A 16959-nucleotide genomic window follows, 5' to 3' on the forward strand; every position below is an offset into this window, starting at 1 on the left:
GGTTCCCTCCACCATGATTAATAGTGCCTACAGCCAAATTACATTACCGGTGTGAACGACTTGCTTTTGGGTCGGTTTTGCAGGGACTTTGTGAAAGCTATCGTAAACCGTCTGCATGATGTTTTCTTGTTGGTTATGCAGGAAAAAATGATCACCCTCAAACATATGTAGAAAAAATTCACTATTGGTTTGTTCGTTCCAAGCAGCCAAGGAAGCAACGCTCACATCATAATCGGCATTCCCGCCGAATGCGGATATCGGACAACGCAGCGGCTGATCCTGGATGTAAGAATACGTTTCACATACTTCAAAGTCGGCCCTCAATCTCGGCATCAGCAGCTGCATCAATTCGTCATGCTGCAGCACTGCCTCCGGCGTGCCATTCATTCTTTTCAACTCCATTTTGAACTCATCATCTGGAAGTTCGTGAAGCTTTTTCTTCGTATAAGGAAGCCCAGGGCCTGAACGTCCTGAAACAAATAGATGAACAGGTTGTTTCCCATATTTTCTACTAATTTGGCGGGCTGTTTCGTAAGCAATCAATGCGCCCATGCTATGACCGAAAAATACAAAGGGCGTTTGAAGCAAAGGCCCAATTTCCACAACAATCGCTTGGACAATTTGCGACAATGAGGTCATGGGGGATTCAAGTCCCCTGCTCTCTCTGCCGGGTAATTGAACGGGACACACCTCAACATCCTTTGGGAAAAAACGGGACCATTCACGAAACACCGAAGCTCCCCCTCCAGCGTATGGAAAGCAAAACAATCGAAGTTTGGCACGGGAATTCACATTTGCATTTAAGAACCATGAATGAAGTTTGGATGTCATCTCTCTACCTCTTCCACTCTTATAAATTGTTTTTATATTAAAAGAACACTTCTGACCTAGAGAATTGCTATTTCCCCCCTGTCTGAAACATACACCTGACTACTTTAAAGTTACTGCTGATTTATTAGCGTAGTGTTAACTGAATAAGAAAGTTTTATAAAGAAAATAATGGCAATTATTAAAGTTTATGTGAACGTATTGTTAATTACAGCAAAGTTAACATGGTGAAATATCGGATGTGACCTGCATTAAACCCCGAATAACAAGAGATACAAGCCTATTTGTACGAATCTTTTCTGTTATATAAATTAAAATTATCTTTATAAAAATAAATTATAATGCATGTAAAACCCCATCTTCATAAACAATTAAAATACAAAAATAGGAAAATAATGAGATAATTGAATCGGCTGGCCAGCCCATTTGAAGTAGTATTAAGAAATGAGAGGAATGAAATCATGAAGAAATATGCCACTTCCATCATTCTAGCTTTCATACTAGTCATAAGCTTCGTTATCGCGCCTGCCACCGCTGCCGTTGCTAACCCTAATCTGTCCCGTGTCCCAGGCACATGGTCACCGGGAGCGACGCCATCCAATTTGAATGCCAAATTGCCTGTCATTTTATTCGTACAGGGCCTCGGCGGCAATGCAGGATCTTGGTATGACACCAATGACATGTATCAAACAGCTTACAATAACGGTTATCAGACTGCTTTTATCGAACTGAACGATTCAGGCGGAACGCCCAAAAACATGTGGGACAACGGACAGCTGTTAGCTCAAAAAATTGCCGTCATCTCCCAATACTTCAACAAGAAACTTGTGATTGTCGCTCACAGCAAGGGAGGCGTGGATACGCAAGCTGCTCTCGTGCACTACAATGCTTATCCTTACGTTACGAATGTGATTACCCTGAGCTCCCCGCATCACGGTTCTGAGTTAGCCGATCTTGCTTATTCAAGCTGGGCGGGGTGGCTAGCCGACCTCATTGGCTACAAAAACGACGCCACTTATTCCATGCAAACCTCCTACATGAACTACTTCCGCTCTATTACCGATTCGAACGCCAATAGTTCTTACAATAAATTCTATACTTTGGCTGGAACAGGCTGGGCCTCATCACCTAGCAGCTCCTATTTTGCCGGCGGACTTTACTTGTCGCTGTTCGGAAATAACGACGGTGTAGTTACTGTAAACAGTTCCTATGTGCCTAAGGGCACTATGGTCCAGATCGGAGATTGGGATCATAATACGATCCGCAAAGGATCCACCACGTTTTCTTTATTCAAACCGTTTCTAACGGCTACTAGCACAGTATCGGCAAAAGCTGCCGTTCCTAGCGACCTCGTCACAGTTGCAAGCAATAAACCATCGGATGCTTCGCAAGAAAATACAGTCGAAACAGCAAGCAATTTACTAGTACGTGGCGGAGCCCACAATGGAACGGCCAGCGAAAGCTTCCTTGTTGAAAACGACGTTAAAAGCATTACCGTGGACTGGATTTCCGATCAGAAAGCAGATCAAGTGGAGCTGATTTCCCCAACAAACGGGCAAACGAACGTAAAAGTCAAAACTTATCAAGACGAGCAGCTGTTCAAAAACGCTTGGCATCACATTGCCGTAGTGAATAATCCCAAGCAGGGAGAATGGACACTCAAGACACAAAGCGTTAAATCAGGCGGCTACCTGATGACAGTCCGATATGATTCAGATTTGGACAAATCCATTCAATTGAAGCTAAACGATGACAAAACAAAGATTCAGGTTGAGCGCGATAAGGCTTCCTTGCAAGGAGACAAACTTAAAGTCCAATATCAAGTTGATTTTACTTCTGAGGGCAGCAGCGCCAACAAAAAGCAAACAACCAAATTAAAAAATCTCGCAACCATCGATTCGGACAGTGATGTAGATCTATCTGACCTAAGCAGTCCAGGCGTCTACCAAGCTTCATTCGTCGTAAAGGGAGAAACAGCGAAGGGTGTTCCTTTCGAGAGAACACTGATTCGTTCCATTTACATCGATGAGAAGGGTGACAGACACTAACCATTCATGAAAAAACGGCTCTTTCGCATTCACGTATGCGAATAGAGCCGTTTTTATCGTGGATCGTTATGGCATCATTTTTTCTCAACGGTTACTTCCTTAAAGGGCGGCATCGGTTCATCCAAAAGAGTTGATGCCTTTTGATTCAAATATTTATCGAAAAATGCGAGCACGTAGCTGTTAATGATATGCCGTGCCTGTTTGGGGGACAATTTCAAGCCATCCATGAGGCGAAGCCCGGGGGACCATAAATAATAGTCCGTAAAGCTCATGTGCTTGATCCCACGGATGGTTATCGCATAACCGCCGCCTTTTCCGAACAAGACACTATTACGAATCGGTATCTCTGTTTTATATTTGTCATAGGCTTGTTTGGTAACTCCGATCTTTGCCAATTGCTGTTCGGTCGGTTCCGCATCCTTGTTCGACTCTACAACCTCCGTCTTCATCTGCATGAAGGGTTGTTTTAGGCCGTTTACAATGGTTTTACCGAACGGAGTTCCATCCATGTTGATACCGGCTTTGAGCCGTTGATCCGCATAGAGCGTTTGAATCGTTGCCGCCCCTCCAAAAGAATGGCCCAGCATGCCGATTTTATCCAGGTTTATTTTTCCGGTTAGCAAACCTTCAGGGTCTTGCTTATTCAGCTTTTCGAATTGGTCCAGTACAAACTGAGCATCCTTCACCCAGACTTCGATCATTCGATCCCAACCGTCAATGTCGATTACGGCAGGAAGCTTTTTCGTCTTGGGAGCGATGCGCTGATCTGGAAACACCGTCGTCATGGCATAGTAGGGATGCTGAATGGCAGCAACCAGATACCCGTTGCTTGCCAGCTCCTCCATTTGAGACGTGCTCGTAAACCGCGTGCCTGGCAGTCCATGCGAGAACACAATGAGCGGATATTGAGCTTGTTTTGCCGAGAGCGGGACGTTCACATAAGAGTTTGTTTTGACATCACGCAAATACTGAAAAATGAATGCAGGAATCTTGTATTCCTGCTGCAGCGCTTGCCCAAACTGATGATACTCAGGCATATAAAGTGCCTTAGACGAGGCTTGATCGGTTTGAGCAGGGTACCATAATTGAACAAGAAGCTCTCGCCGATCATTCGGAGTGTCCGTTAATATTTCCTCTCTTGACGCATCGGTCCAATGATAGGTCACTGTACCTACTGAATAAGGACCGGATGGAGAGTCGATTTTGAATACGGGAAGCAGGATAGGCAGTAACGCAGCAACAGCCAATAAGAACGGCAGCAGGAAGCTCCGAATTGAATGGGGCTGCTTACTTCGTTCTTTATGTCGCCTTGTCTTTACAAACAAATACAGCAAATAGCCTGCCGTCAGAGCATAGAGCGGAACCATTTGCCATCTGTAGCCTTCGAAAATGAAATGAAGCAGGGCAACTCCTATTGCCAAGCAGCCTGCCATGCCAACCACTTTTCGCCTAACCCATCTATCAGCAATCCATAGCATTACAATGCTTACAAGCATCATGATTTCGAATATTCGCACGGAGCCCTCCCTTCCTGACATCTTTAACATTATGCTCGAATGAAGCACATTATATAAGAATTCGGATTGGATTGGAAATTTATGTATAGAGTGTATCAACGTCAACGTGAATGACTTTATCAGGAAAATGGCTGGACTTCGCACATAGAGATAGTTTATAGGATGGATCAATCTCATATTGTTTAAAATGATATTTCGCTATTTCGTCACCGGCGATCAGCTGAATATCGGAACCTTGCTTGTGGATGCTAAACGAATCCAAAGCGAGGCTAAGCCCTCTCCCGTCTGCTTTGATCAAGCTTTCCTTTAACGTCCAAATGTCAAAAAAATAGGCCAAACGATGCGAGCTTGGCAAAGTCATCAATTGCTCATACTCCGCTGCAGAAAAAAATTGAAGGGCGATTTGCATATCCATCGAATGAATCTTCTCAACATCGATTCCTACAGCGTCTGAATCAATGGCGCAGACGACCCAGTCTCCAGAATGTGAAACATTGAAGTAGACGGAATCCGTGCCGTCAAGGTGGGGTTTTCCATAGGCATTCATGCCAAAACGAATCTGATGCCAAGGCAGATTCGTCATTGAGCCAATCGCATACTTGACCAATAGCTCCCCCATCAAAGAGCGAACAGCGTCATCATATTTCAACATCCGCCTGACCTTGCTTTGTTTCTCCCGCGATAATTGATGAAACATCCGATCAAACTTCTGTCTATCCAGTTCTTCCGATAGATGCACAGCAAAAACCTGCAGCTTGAGCAGATGCAAACCCTCCTACTACCCTTATTCGTATCTTAGTGATTCAATAGGCTGCATGTTGGCCGCCTTTTTAGCGGGATACCATCCAAAGAACAGACCTACAGCCGTAGAAAATCCAAAAGCGATTATGATCGTCCAACCTGATAAAACGAATTGCCACTTGGTGATCAGTGAGAAGGCAAACGAACCTAGTACGCCGATTGAAATGCCAACCACCCCGCCAAGAAAGCAAAGAATGATTGCCTCCATCATAAACTGCTGTAAGATCAACCCTGGCGTAGCTCCGATTGCTTTGCGAGTACCGATCTCCCTCGTGCGCTCCGTAACGGACACAAGCATAATATTCATGACGCCGACACCGCCGACTAACAAGGAAATGCCGGCAATGGAACCTATTAGAATCTGCATAACATTAAATACGACATCGAGGTTTCGCTGGAAATCCTCTACCTTCTGAACTTCATAATAACTACTCTCAACGTTATGCGCTTTGGCTAAATGGCTTGTTATCGCTTTTCCTGCATTATCCTTTTGCATGGAATCCGCGGTGTTTGCAATAACCATCAGTGAATCCAGTTCATTATTCGTACCCTCTTTGAGCAGAGGCAAGGAATCATAAGGCATATAAGCGGAAACATTTTTACCATCCAGCCCGGATAATATCGATTTATCGGACTTGTACACACCAACGATCTCATATTTATTCCCATCCAACGTGATCTTTCGGTTTACAGCCTGTTCTGCGGAGCCAAACTGTCTGATTGCGTAGTCCGATTCAACGACGATCACCTTTTGACGCGACTTTTGCTCGCTTACGGTAAAGAACCGGCCCGCTTCCGTTTTCAAGTTCATAAATTTGACGGTGTCTGCAAACGTGCCTGTCACGTTAAAATTAATCGTAGAGTCCCCTGATTTGGAAGTCATGGTCATGCCTAAAGAGCCCGAAGCAGCTTGAATCCCTTCTAGCCTGCTCACTTGTTTTAAATCCGTCATTGTTATTTGGATTTTATCAGCTTTCGTCGCGCTTGAGGACGGCGTTACGAAGAAAACGCCTGGGGAATATTTAGCGAGCTCGGATAAGACGGAGCCTTTACCAATTTGGCCGATGGATACAACCAAGACAACGGAAGCAACACCGACGATAATGCCGATCATCGTAAGCAAAGAACGGAGTTTGTTCACTCGCAAGCTGTCCAAGGAAATCAATAGATTTTTCCATATACTCACTATCGCTCACTTTCCTTTCGGCGATCTTCGATGATTTCCCCATCTCCGAAGCGGAGTATGCGTTTGGCATGCTCAGCAATGTCCATTTCATGGGTAATGACAATCACCGTAGACCCTTCATCGTTCAGCTGAGTGAATAGCCCCATAATCTCATGAGACGACTTTTGATCCAAGTTTCCAGTCGGCTCATCCGCCAGCAGTATGGCTGGGTTCATCGTCAATGCTCTCGCTATGGCGACACGCTGCTTTTGCCCGCCGGACAATTCGCTCGGACGGTGATGCACTCGCCCTCCCAAGCCGACTTTCTCCAGCAAGCCGCTTGCCCGTTCCGTACGAACCGAAGAGGCAACGCCTCCGTACAGCATCGGAAGCTCCACATTGCTTTGAACCGTTTGCCTGGCGAGCAGGTTGAAATTTTGGAACACGAACCCAATCTTCTTATTGCGAACCTTGGCTAATTCTTTTTCCGTCAACGATTGAACTTCTTGACTATCCAATTTATAGGTGCCGCCACTTGGAATATCCAAGCAGCCCAGAATGTTCATTAGCGTCGATTTCCCTGATCCCGAAGGTCCGATAATCGCTACATAATCCCCTTTCTCGATCGTCAAATACGTCGGTTTAAGGGCTTGAACTTCCAATGCGCCGTTGCGGTAAACTTTATGAATTCCCTCCAATGCGATCATTTTATGACCACCTGTATGCCTTCCTTCACGTCAGCGGAGGGTCCTTCAATAAACTGGTCACCTGGTTGCAGTCCTTCGAGTACTTCGATAAATTCGTCGTTTTCCTCCCCAAGCTTAACGTTGGTTCGAACGGCTTTATTATCAACAACCTTAAATACGTATGATTGCTTACCGTCCCGCTTTACAGCACTAAGAGGTACGATATGGTGCGCAGCGTTCTCTATAGTTAATTGAACGGTCGCTTTATAACCGGGACGAAGCTCAACATTCGGCTGTTCGAGATCGACCTTGAACTCAACGACTGACTCCTTGGCATCCAGTTCGGAGGTGACAGCAACCGGCGATATATACGAAATGCTTCCTGCATAGGTATTCGTGAATGCGTCGCCCGATACCTTAACCTTCATCCCTACTTTAGCTAGGTTGGCATCGTTTTCCGCCAAGTTCGCTTTGATCTGTAATTGAGACACGTTTGTAATCATAAATGATGATGTGCCAAGTGTGATCTCTTGTCCCTCTTTGACGGAAATCCCAGTCACAATACCATCGATATCAGCAAATAATTGATTTTTTTCAAGCTTTTTCTGGATGTCATCGATGTTGGACTCTGCGTCTTGAATTTTTAGATCGTACAATTTCTCATCAACAGCACTATTTTCGTCAAAGGATTCCAAACTCACAGCTGAACCCGTTTCGCTCATTTCTTTTTTCACCGTTTCAAACGTTTGCTTTCTCACTTTTTCCTGATCTTTCAGAAACTTCTCCTTCTCAGCGAGATTCACTTGAAGTTGATGCTTCTCTTGCTTCAACTTCGCATTCAAATCCGTCGTGGACAAGGTAAGCAGCTCCTGACCTTTTTTGACAGGATCGCCTTTTTTGACGTGAATCTTCTCAATGACACCGCCTGATGTTACAAATTGTTCCTTGATAACTTTAGACTCGATCTTTCCGTTCGCGAATACGTCTTTCGTTATGTTCCCTTCTTTCGTTGTGGAGACTTTCACGACAACCGCCGCACTTCCTTTTGAGGTAAATACACCAGTAACTAGTACGGCAACAACCAAAAGGATGACAACCAATACTCCCCAAAGCGCTTTTCTCAGCACGATCATTCTCTCCCCATTCTCTAGGTATTTACATGTATGCTTTTGTGCCAAAAAGCACTAAAGCTTCTTGGCAATTAAGCATGAGATGGATAGTTGAAACCCTTAGTCCGTTGTAATGAACCAGTCCGCCTTTTGAGTCGCCAATAGCTTCCTTTGCCCTTGAAATTCTTCATATAAACTAAGCTTATACTGCTTCAAGAAAGAGGATTTGAATATCAAATCGGCATCTGTTACTTGTATTTTGAAGTTCTCATGTTTGCCAATTTTCAGCTTCGTCCCCACGGTTTCGGGCGTTTCACCTTCGACCGGGTCAAAATCTTTCATCTCGAACGATTTCTCAAACGACTTTTGACCGCTTCCGTCTTCAAAAACAAGCACGAGCTTATGTCCGTCTACATTCGTTTCCAGATAGCCCTCGCGACTGATTTCATAATTGAATTTAAGAGTAAACGTACTGTTTTCGACCATCGTTCCAAAATGATTCATAGAAATCTGATACGGGTATACGATAACGTCCTTCAGTGAGTCCTTCACATCTGCCTTCACTTCAGGAAGCATGAACGCCACGGGTTTCACGTAAGAATCGGGTTTGCCGCCGCTCTCCGTCAGCTTGCCTTCTGTTACGGACTCACCGATAATCAGGTGCATGTTTTCCGTCGAAAACCCTTTCGGAAGCGAAGCCGATACGTTCAGCAGTGCAGTGCCATTCGGACTTATTTTATTGTTGACTTCGGCTACCGAAGCTGGAAGCACCGTTCCGTCAGCTGCTCTGAATTGAGCGACTAGCTTAGTGGGTGCGGTATATCTTTTCTCCAAATTCGTCGCTTCTACTTGAGCGATAACCAATGAACTTGTATTGCTTGTATAACGATTAAGGCCGCGGATCTTAAAGCCGGTTTTTCTACCCGCATCGTCAAGAATGTACGGCTGATCCAAGCGATGAAAGGGAATCGCCTGCAGCTCGGATTGACTGGTAAACTCAACCACATCCGTTGTGACCGTGTCGCTTTCTTTCTCCTGCAGTACCAACTTCATTCGCGAATACTTCGATGTATAAGGAATTTTACCTACCATTTGTAAATTCAAGGACGAATCGGAAGCTATACCGACTACATTCGCCGTTTGCACGATATTGGCTTCGATTTTAACCGCATCGTCTAGAAGAAAGTATCCGGTCAAGTTCGGTATGGACAGCGAATCCGGACCTTTATTGCTTAAGGTAATATCTGCGCTCACTAGATCCTGATCTTCCCATGGGAGACGGTATAAAGCATTCAATTCAGTGGTATAAACACCAGATTTACTTGTAAAAGAGTAGGCTTTGCCGATGGAACCGCCTTGACTCAAGGTTGCGGCTGGAAGCTGAAATACGGCCACAGGCAGGTTGATTTTCAAATCGGTCGCGGTCTCCGTTATGACAAGCTCCCAATGATCGGAAGAAACGGCAGCCGGAATCGTTCCGGATAACTGAATTTCTTTGCTTTCTTTCGGTTTGACGGCTAGATCTTTGAGTCCTTTCGCTTCCAAAGGATACAGAAGTCCTTCCGGTGTGCGAATCGAAAAAAGGTAGGACGGAATTGTAATCGCGTTTGAACCGACATTCTCTAGAGTTAAATAAACGGTAGGCACATGATATTTTTCGTTTTTGTTGCTAACGAGCTTCTTTATCGAAGCCTTTACTTCCGTTTCACCGACTTGGAGGATTGAACCTTCTTGGGATGGGGTCACATCCGTGTAAGTATCAGGTACAGAGATTTCACCGAGCACTCTTTCGAATTTTGTCCGGTTCAAATCCCAATTCATAAACTCTACTACCAAATCTTGAAGCTGCGTGTTTTCATTCACGTTCGCATAATAAGTCATATCCACATTTGAGCCTGGAGCAACGGAAGTCTTGTCTTTATCAGAAGGAAGTGAACGAGCGGAGAATTGGCTGCCTGATTTATTTTTTAAGCGGATCCAATAATCGATCACTTTTAATGCGCTGCTGCCTCCATTATGAATCGATATGTTGATTACAGCCAGCTTACTGTTCTGAGATGTCGTCAAATGAATTTGCTTTAATTCAAAGTAACTTTGCTCCGAAATGGAGACCTTGCCAATGATCGCGGATCCCTCCCCATCGGCAAATGCGGGTGTTACAGCGCTTAGGGAGAGCGAAATGGAAATAGCCAATGCTGCCAGTTTCAAGATAGGCGACTTCATAGTTATAATTTCATCCTTTCTCCACTTTAGGGATTTTTTTGGAATATTCATTGCAAGCAGCGATTCATAATTAAAAGGAGCAACTGCAAAAGCATGCCCCTTGGCAAATCTTGGAGGTTACCGAACTAAGCCTACTCTATTGATAAAAGGGGGCTGCAATTTCACCAACCAATTTGTTTCGTTTTCTTTTTTTACTTTCCATTCCATCAGCACGGATTGTTCTATTTCCGTCTTTCTTTGAGCCATCATTTTTTCCAAAGCATACGTGTTGATATCCATGAGTTCTCTCCCTTCGCGACTTATTGATAGGATTAGTTTAAATTTATTTTATTTACACGGTATTAAATAGACATAGATTAATTGTAAATTCCATTTTCATCATTCCTTGTAAATTGCTGGTTTTGATACCCCATAAAAATAATTTTAAAATCGCTGAAACAAATCAGAAAGCTCATCCGTTAAGAGGATATAGTTGAAAATAATGGAAACCCTCAAAACTATTGAAAAGGATGAAGAAGATGAAGAAAAAAGGTTTGGTCGTCGGCCTCCTGCTATCCGCTACGATCTTAACGTCCGCATTTGCTCCCGTTGCCACTAACGCCGATCAGGAACCAGTGGTCCGGCTTGAGGGCCAACCGATCACATTCTCGCTCCAGCCTAAATTCATAGACGGTATTCTTATGGCGTCTGTTCGGGATCTTGCAAAGGCTTTAAGCATGGAAGTGACATGGCATGCAGCCGAACGGCTTGCGGTAGTTACTGGTAACGAGTATGAATTGAAGCTGCCAATGAATTCAGACTTTGCTTACGTGAACGGTAAAGCAAGCACCATTTACGGGACTACGCAAATTTTTGATGGCTCTATGTACGTTCCACTGCGTTTCTTTATGGAAAGCGCAAATCTCGTTGTTCGCTGGGATTCGGCTACCAGCTCAGTGAACGTCACGAAGCAGACCGACAGCTTGCCGGTAGTCGGTACCTATGACCACTTGATCACACTATTGACGCAGAATGAAAGCAATGGATACGCCAGAATTAGTTTAACAACGAAACAAGCTAAAGCTGAAACCACCTCCGATAACGCTTCGGTTCCAGCTAGTGCCGATGCTGCTGCTCCAGTCCAAGATTCGGCCAAGGCAGTGGCACCCGGTTACTCCGGCACGAATGTACAAGTGCAAGGCGTGGATGAATCCGATGTCATCAAGACAGATGGAACTTACATCTATACGGTAAACAAACAACGAATCGTAGTCACTCAGGCTTATCCCGCCGACCAGATGAAAGTAATGAGCATTCTTGATTTCCCGGGAAATCAAGACACTCAGTTCCAGCCAAGTGAAATCTATGTGGACGACAAGCATCTGATCGTGCTTGGTAATTCTTATCAGAACTATAAAACCATCCCATATAATGGGTCAGGTAGCGTCACAGAGAAGAAAATGATCCCCCTTATGCCTATGAGATCCCAGAGTAACGCAAAGGTCATGGTTTACGACCTCACTGACCGGACCAGCCTGAAGCTTGTAAAGGAAGCTGAGCTTGAAGGAAACTACGTTTCTTCCCGCAAAATCGGATCAATGCTCTATTTTATCTCCAATAAGTACGTGAATTTCTACCAATACCGAGAAATGGCGGATAAAGAAAAAGCGAAGATTGCGCTAATACCTTCTTATCGGGATTCAGCGGCGGGTGATTCCTATACCTCTATTCCGCTCAATCAGGTCTATTACTTGCCGAAAGCTGTGGATCCTAACTATGTGCTCATCGGTGGTATCAGCCTGAATGAATTGAATCAGACGATGAATGTCACTTCTTACCTCGGTTCAGGGCAGAACGTGTACGCGTCCGAAGAGAACTTATATGTGGCCGTAACGAATTATGAACAGCTGCGAATCCAGCCTATGAAGATGCCTGCTGGTGATCCTGCGCAAGCCATTCGAATCGGTGAGCCGAACGGAACTATCCAGCCTTTTGAACTTCCTAAGCAGGAAACGATCATTTATCAATTTGGCCTGAACGAAGGTAAAGCAGCATACAAACATACAGGCAAGGTGCCCGGGCGCTTACTCAATCAATTTTCCATGGATGAGCATAACGGCTACTTCAGGCTCGCTACAACAACAGGCGAAGTGGGACGGACAGATGAGGGGACTTCGAAGAATTATGTTTTCATACTTGACGGGAACCTGAACGAGAAAGGCAAGATCGAAAACATCGCTCCAGGAGAGCGGATTTACTCCACCCGCTTCATAGGCGATCGGGCTTACATGGTTACTTTTAAAAACACCGATCCGCTATTCGTCATGGATTTAAAGGATCCAGCTGCACCGAAATTGTTAGGTGCTTTGAAGATTCCTGGCTACAGCGATTATCTGCATCCTTATGATGAAAACCACATTATTGGCTTCGGAAAAGATACGATCGAGGTTAATAACAAAATTTCGAATGGGCCGCAGTCCATTGCCTATTACCAAGGCATGAAAGTGGCTCTGTTCGATGTTACCGATGTGAATAATCCGAAGGAGAAATTTAAGGAGCTGATCGGGGACCGCGGCACGGATTCCGAGCTGCTGCACAATCACCGTGCATTGCTCTTTAACAAGGAAAAAAATCTGCTTTCCTTCCCTGTTAACGTAATGAAAATCGACCCGAATCAGACGTCAAACAATCCGAAGATGTCTGCTAGCGCATACGGCAATTTTGCTTTCCAAGGCGCTTACGTCTACAACCTCGATTTGGAAAAAGGCTTCCAGTTCCGTGGCGGCATTACCCATCTTACTCAGGAAGATCTGCAAAAAGCCGGGCAATATGTTCAAGTCGGCGACAAGCAGGTACAACGTGTTCTATATATTGGCGATACGCTTTACACCGTTTCGAACGGATTAATTAAAGCGAATGACCTCAATACGCTGCAGGAAAAGAGCTTGGTGGTAATTCCGTAGCCCTTTTCTTGACGATTAAAGCCCCGGTTCCTTCAAGGATCGGGGCTTGTTCGCTCTCTAGATTCATTTATTTCCAGCTACGGTGTCGCTAGTAATCGGTTGCCGGACGTCCATTGATTTTCGTTTGGCCATGAACAACGTCAAGATCCCGCTCGATAATGTAATAATGGCAAGCGTCAGCAAAAATGTGGAGATCCCGAACCAATCGAGACAAGCTCCGGTCGCAAGAAGCGAAATCTGGAACATCATGCGGTCAAGCATTCCTCGAAACGAGAAAAAGCGGCCTTGCACTTCTTTCGGCACTTTGATTTGGAAAAGTGTAGATACCATCGGAAAGAAAAAAGCGACGGCGCAACCGAACATAACGTAAGAGCCGAGAACCGCATAACTGCTCTCGCTGAAGGACATTCCTGCAAAAGAAAGCGCAAATAATAACATGAACAGCGTCGAGCTGGTCACTAGATTTCGCATACCGATCACACGCTTTGCGAATAGGCCTGCAATCAAAATGCTAGTACCTTCTAATGAATATATCCAACCCATCAATTCCGGTTTGTGCTGGATTTGACTAAACTTCAGTACAAGCAAATTAAAACCGCCAAGAAACAAAGTAATAACCCCGCTATTGATAAGTCCGATGAAGATAGAAGGTTCTGCCCGAATGAGTGGAAACAACTCCGTAAAGCGTATTTTCTCCTGCTTTTTTGCAGCCACGGTGGAATCCGTAGCACTGGGAATCCTCAACTGTGTAATGAGCATCACGAGGATGACGTAAAAAACAAGCGACAGCGCGTAGACCATGTACAAATTCATCATAGATACCAGTATACCTGCTGCTGCAGTGCCGCCTATTCTCGCTATAGTCATCACGTTAAAGTTGATGCTGTTCGCTTTAAGCAGCTCAGAGGCCGGGACGACGGAAGGCAGTGCTGCTTGTACGGTTGGCATATAAACAGTAGCCGCTACTTGCATGATGACGACGGACAACAGCATGATGGCGACAGATTGGTACTGTATCGCCGCAAACATGACAATCGGAGCCAGACAGCGGACAATCCCTGATATAAGCAAGATTTTTTTCTTATCATAGCGGTCTGCCCACACCCCGGCTTGCGGCGATATGAGTACCCCGAGAAATAAACCGCACATTAGAATCAAGCTCTTGCCCAAATCAGACGGAACGTGGCTTTGCATAAATTGCAAATTGGCTATAACGCTTGTCCAAATACCTGCGCCTTGAATGGCTTCTCCTATCATCATGAAAACAAATGTCCGATTCCGAAGTAACGAATGATTCATACCTAATCTCCAATCTATATGCGATGCTCAGAATCTCCCAATTATAGCACATATGTTCGTTCATCGTCTATTAGAAAACGAGACCTAAGTGGATCTCTACCACATACGGAAATGCGATGGAACACCAGATAATACGCTTGAATCCTCTCTTGCAGGGTTCCGTAATTGAAGTCCCACCATGCCTTGAAGTTACACCCCGGTCAGGAGTTGGAGAAACTGGACACCGTGCCTGCTGGCTTTCAAGGATCAACCGGTTTCGTTTAATTTGGACATTAAATCCGAAGAGGTTGTTGCTCCACTGCTAGATCTGCTCGCCAAGCTTGCACCTTTAACATAAGCTAGTCCCCTCGTTATCAACAGTATATTTGATGTTACTATGGTTTTATAATATAGATCATTTAACAATCTGGATGAACTGGAACAACTAAAAAAAATAATAAACCGGAACCCCTTATTTACCAGAGAGTCCCAGTCTTATAAATCACCAATTAAGTTTCTCTATATAATCACTTGTTTGCGGAACGTCGATGTGCTATTTCGGCAAATCTGCGCATGAAATTGAATATGAGGAACGTAAGGACGCTATTTGATCGAAAGGGATGATCCGGAGGCGAAAAACAGCAAAATAACGCCTCTACGTTCCTCTTCCTCATGATTTCGGGGGCTTTTCGTCCAAATAGCGCATCGACGTTCCTATTCAGGAAATTATGGTTATTCTAGAAAAGTACAGTAAAGGGAAGAGAGGCATAACAGCCAACAATGGCTTTTTGGGACAGCCCCAACGTTTTCGCGCCGTCGTTCAGATTTAGTATTTCTTTAAATTGGATAATTAATTAAAATAAAAGACACTCGCAACAGATTTCTGTTAGAAGTGTCTTTTATCTTTTATATACTTTACCCTTAATTTGATTCTCTCATGCTTTTCCGTGCAACCCCGGTACTGTAAGCCGCTTCAACAACAGCTTCTCTTACCTTTTCCACGACTTTCTGGTTAAATACGCTCGGGATAATATACGTTTCGTTCAATTCTTCATCCGTCACTACGGATGCGATTGCCTGCGCGGCCGCAAGCTTCATCGCTTCATTGATCTCGCTCGCCCTGCAATCCAATGCCCCGCGGAAAATACCGGGGAAGCAAAGCACGTTGTTGATTTGATTTGGCTTGTCAGACCTACCCGTAGCCATGACTCTAACGTAAGGCTTGGCCTGATCCGGATCGATCTCTGGAACCGGGTTCGCCATCGCGAAGACGATCGGGTCTTTCGCCATGGACCGGACATCGTCCACCTTTAAAATATTCGGAGCCGAAACGCCGATAAAAACATCCGCGTTCTTGATAACTTCGGATAAGCTTCCGACTTCCAAGTTCGGATTCGTCGTCTGAGCAAACGCCGTCCAATGTGGATTGTCGTAAATAGCTTCCCGATGAATCGCGCCATTGCGGTCCACGCCGATCAAATTATGCACACCGGCGGCGAGCAGCATCTTCGAGCAAGCGATGCCTGCTGCGCCAATGCCGTTCACAACGACTTTAATATCCGACATTTGTTTGCCGGTAATCTTGAGCGCGTTCAACAATCCGGCAAGTAGGACGACAGCCGTTCCGTGCTGGTCGTCGTGAAACACCGGGATATCCAGTTCCTGCTTCAAACGCTCCTCAATTTCGAAGCAGCGCGGTGACGAAATGTCCTCCAAATTAATGCCTCCGAATGCTGGAGCCATTGCCTTTACAATTTGGACAATTTCATCAGGGTCCTTCGTGTCCAAGCAAATTGGAAATGCGTCAACACCTGCGAATTCTTTGAAAAGCATGGCCTTGCCTTCCATGACTGGCATGGCTGCCATCGGTCCGATGTCGCCAAGCCCAAGAACGGCCGTTCCATCCGATACCACCGCGATCATATTCCGTTTGATCGTCAGTGAGTAGGCTTTGCTCGGCTGTTCCGCAATCGCTGTGCAGACTTTGGCGACACCCGGGGTGTATACCCGTGACAAATCGTCACGGTTTTTTACCGGAATTTTGGAGGCAATCTCGATTTTCCCGCCCAAGTGTACGAGGAAAGTCCGGTCTGACACGTTAATCACTTTAACTCCGCTTAGCTTTTGAAGCGATTCATCGATTAATTGGCTGTGCGCTTGATCTAACACATTGACGGTTATATCGCGGACAGTGTTGGTACGGCCGGAGGAGATAACATCAATCCCCACAATATCGCCGTTTGTTCCTTCAATTACAGCTGCTATATCTCCTAGCGAAGCTAGTTCTTTATCGATTTGAAGCCGAAATATCATATACGTGCTGGCACCGCTTGACACTGACATTTGTTTGTGCACTCTCCCT

The 16959-nt window shown here is 45.1% G+C and carries 12 protein-coding genes; 2 read left to right on the top strand and 10 right to left on the bottom strand.

What is annotated here, in order from left to right; translation table 11 throughout:
• Positions 1–27: 27 nt before the first annotated feature.
• Positions 28–831 (bottom strand): thioesterase II family protein, encoded by an 804-nt coding sequence (locus ASG93_RS32975; RefSeq protein ID WP_056839309.1) that lies wholly within the window; start codon positions 829–831, stop codon positions 28–30.
• A gap of 458 nt (positions 832–1289) precedes the next feature.
• On the opposite strand from ASG93_RS32975, the gene ASG93_RS32980 reads away from it, so the two are divergent.
• A complete protein-coding gene (locus tag ASG93_RS32980; protein WP_056839311.1) occupies positions 1290–2876 on the top strand; it encodes a hypothetical protein in 1587 nt (528 codons plus the stop codon).
• Positions 2877–2950: 74 nt separating this feature from the next.
• On the opposite strand, the gene ASG93_RS32985 is transcribed toward ASG93_RS32980, so the two are convergent.
• The 7 genes from ASG93_RS32985 to ASG93_RS35640 form a co-directional block, all read right to left on the bottom strand.
• Positions 2951–4393: an alpha/beta hydrolase family protein gene (locus tag ASG93_RS32985; RefSeq protein ID WP_056839312.1), complete on the bottom strand. Its 1443-nt coding sequence runs from the start codon at positions 4391–4393 to the stop codon at positions 2951–2953.
• Positions 4394–4472: 79 nt separating this feature from the next.
• A complete protein-coding gene (locus ASG93_RS32990) occupies positions 4473–5162 on the bottom strand; it encodes a 4'-phosphopantetheinyl transferase family protein (protein ID WP_082615239.1) in 690 nt (229 codons plus the stop codon).
• Positions 5163–5177: 15 nt separating this feature from the next.
• Complete coding sequence (locus tag ASG93_RS32995) at positions 5178–6380, bottom strand: ABC transporter permease (RefSeq protein WP_056839314.1); 1203 nt, start codon at positions 6378–6380, stop codon at positions 5178–5180.
• Positions 6380–7066 carry an ABC transporter ATP-binding protein gene (locus ASG93_RS33000; protein WP_056839316.1) on the bottom strand — a complete coding sequence of 229 codons (687 nt, stop codon included), beginning with the start codon at positions 7064–7066 and terminating at the stop codon, positions 6380–6382. Before ASG93_RS33000 ends, ASG93_RS32995 begins: the two co-directional genes overlap by 1 nt.
• Positions 7063–8172, bottom strand: a complete 1110-nt coding sequence (locus ASG93_RS33005; RefSeq protein WP_162262899.1) for an efflux RND transporter periplasmic adaptor subunit — start codon at positions 8170–8172, stop codon at positions 7063–7065. The genes ASG93_RS33000 and ASG93_RS33005 overlap by 4 nt, the downstream gene beginning before the upstream one ends.
• A 102-nt stretch (positions 8173–8274) precedes the next feature.
• A complete protein-coding gene (locus tag ASG93_RS33010; protein WP_056839321.1) occupies positions 8275–10377 on the bottom strand; it encodes a hypothetical protein in 2103 nt (700 codons plus the stop codon).
• Positions 10378–10494: 117 nt separating this feature from the next.
• Entirely contained in the window at positions 10495–10656 is a 162-nt protein-coding gene (locus tag ASG93_RS35640; protein WP_156411128.1) for a hypothetical protein, read from the bottom strand.
• A gap of 239 nt (positions 10657–10895) precedes the next feature.
• On the opposite strand from ASG93_RS35640, the gene ASG93_RS33015 reads away from it, so the two are divergent.
• Positions 10896–13319, top strand: a complete 2424-nt coding sequence (locus ASG93_RS33015; protein WP_056839323.1) for a beta-propeller domain-containing protein — start codon at positions 10896–10898, stop codon at positions 13317–13319.
• Positions 13320–13382: 63 nt separating this feature from the next.
• Here the strand turns inward: ASG93_RS33015 and ASG93_RS33020 are convergent, their stop codons facing one another.
• Together ASG93_RS33020 and ASG93_RS33025 are read right to left on the bottom strand one after the other, a co-directional pair.
• Positions 13383–14618 carry an MFS transporter gene (locus tag ASG93_RS33020; protein WP_056839324.1) on the bottom strand — a complete coding sequence of 412 codons (1236 nt, stop codon included), beginning with the start codon at positions 14616–14618 and terminating at the stop codon, positions 13383–13385.
• Positions 14619–15518: 900 nt separating this feature from the next.
• Positions 15519–16940 (bottom strand): NAD-dependent malic enzyme, encoded by a 1422-nt coding sequence (locus ASG93_RS33025; protein WP_056839326.1) that lies wholly within the window; start codon positions 16938–16940, stop codon positions 15519–15521.
• Between the last annotated feature and the right edge of the window lie 19 nt (positions 16941–16959).

The organism is Paenibacillus sp. Soil787, from assembly GCF_001429545.1.
In the GTDB taxonomy this organism is placed as follows: domain Bacteria; phylum Bacillota; class Bacilli; order Paenibacillales; family NBRC-103111; genus Paenibacillus_E.

Excerpts from the sequence above, each read along its gene's own strand:
- ASG93_RS32975 (WP_056839309.1), bottom strand. The coding sequence starts at position 831 with ATGACATCCAAACTTCATTCATGGTTCTTAAATGCAAATGTGAATTCC.
- ASG93_RS32980 (WP_056839311.1), top strand. The coding sequence starts at position 1,290 with ATGAAGAAATATGCCACTTCCATCATTCTAGCTTTCATACTAGTCATA.
- ASG93_RS33000 (WP_056839316.1), bottom strand. The coding sequence starts at position 7,066 with ATGATCGCATTGGAGGGAATTCATAAAGTTTACCGCAACGGCGCATTG.
- ASG93_RS33010 (WP_056839321.1), bottom strand. The coding sequence starts at position 10,377 with ATGAAGTCGCCTATCTTGAAACTGGCAGCATTGGCTATTTCCATTTCG.
- ASG93_RS35640 (WP_156411128.1), bottom strand. The coding sequence starts at position 10,656 with ATGGATATCAACACGTATGCTTTGGAAAAAATGATGGCTCAAAGAAAG.
- ASG93_RS33015 (WP_056839323.1), top strand. The coding sequence starts at position 10,896 with ATGAAGAAAAAAGGTTTGGTCGTCGGCCTCCTGCTATCCGCTACGATC.
- ASG93_RS33020 (WP_056839324.1), bottom strand. The coding sequence starts at position 14,618 with ATGAATCATTCGTTACTTCGGAATCGGACATTTGTTTTCATGATGATA.
- ASG93_RS33025 (WP_056839326.1), bottom strand. The coding sequence starts at position 16,940 with ATGTCAGTGTCAAGCGGTGCCAGCACGTATATGATATTTCGGCTTCAA.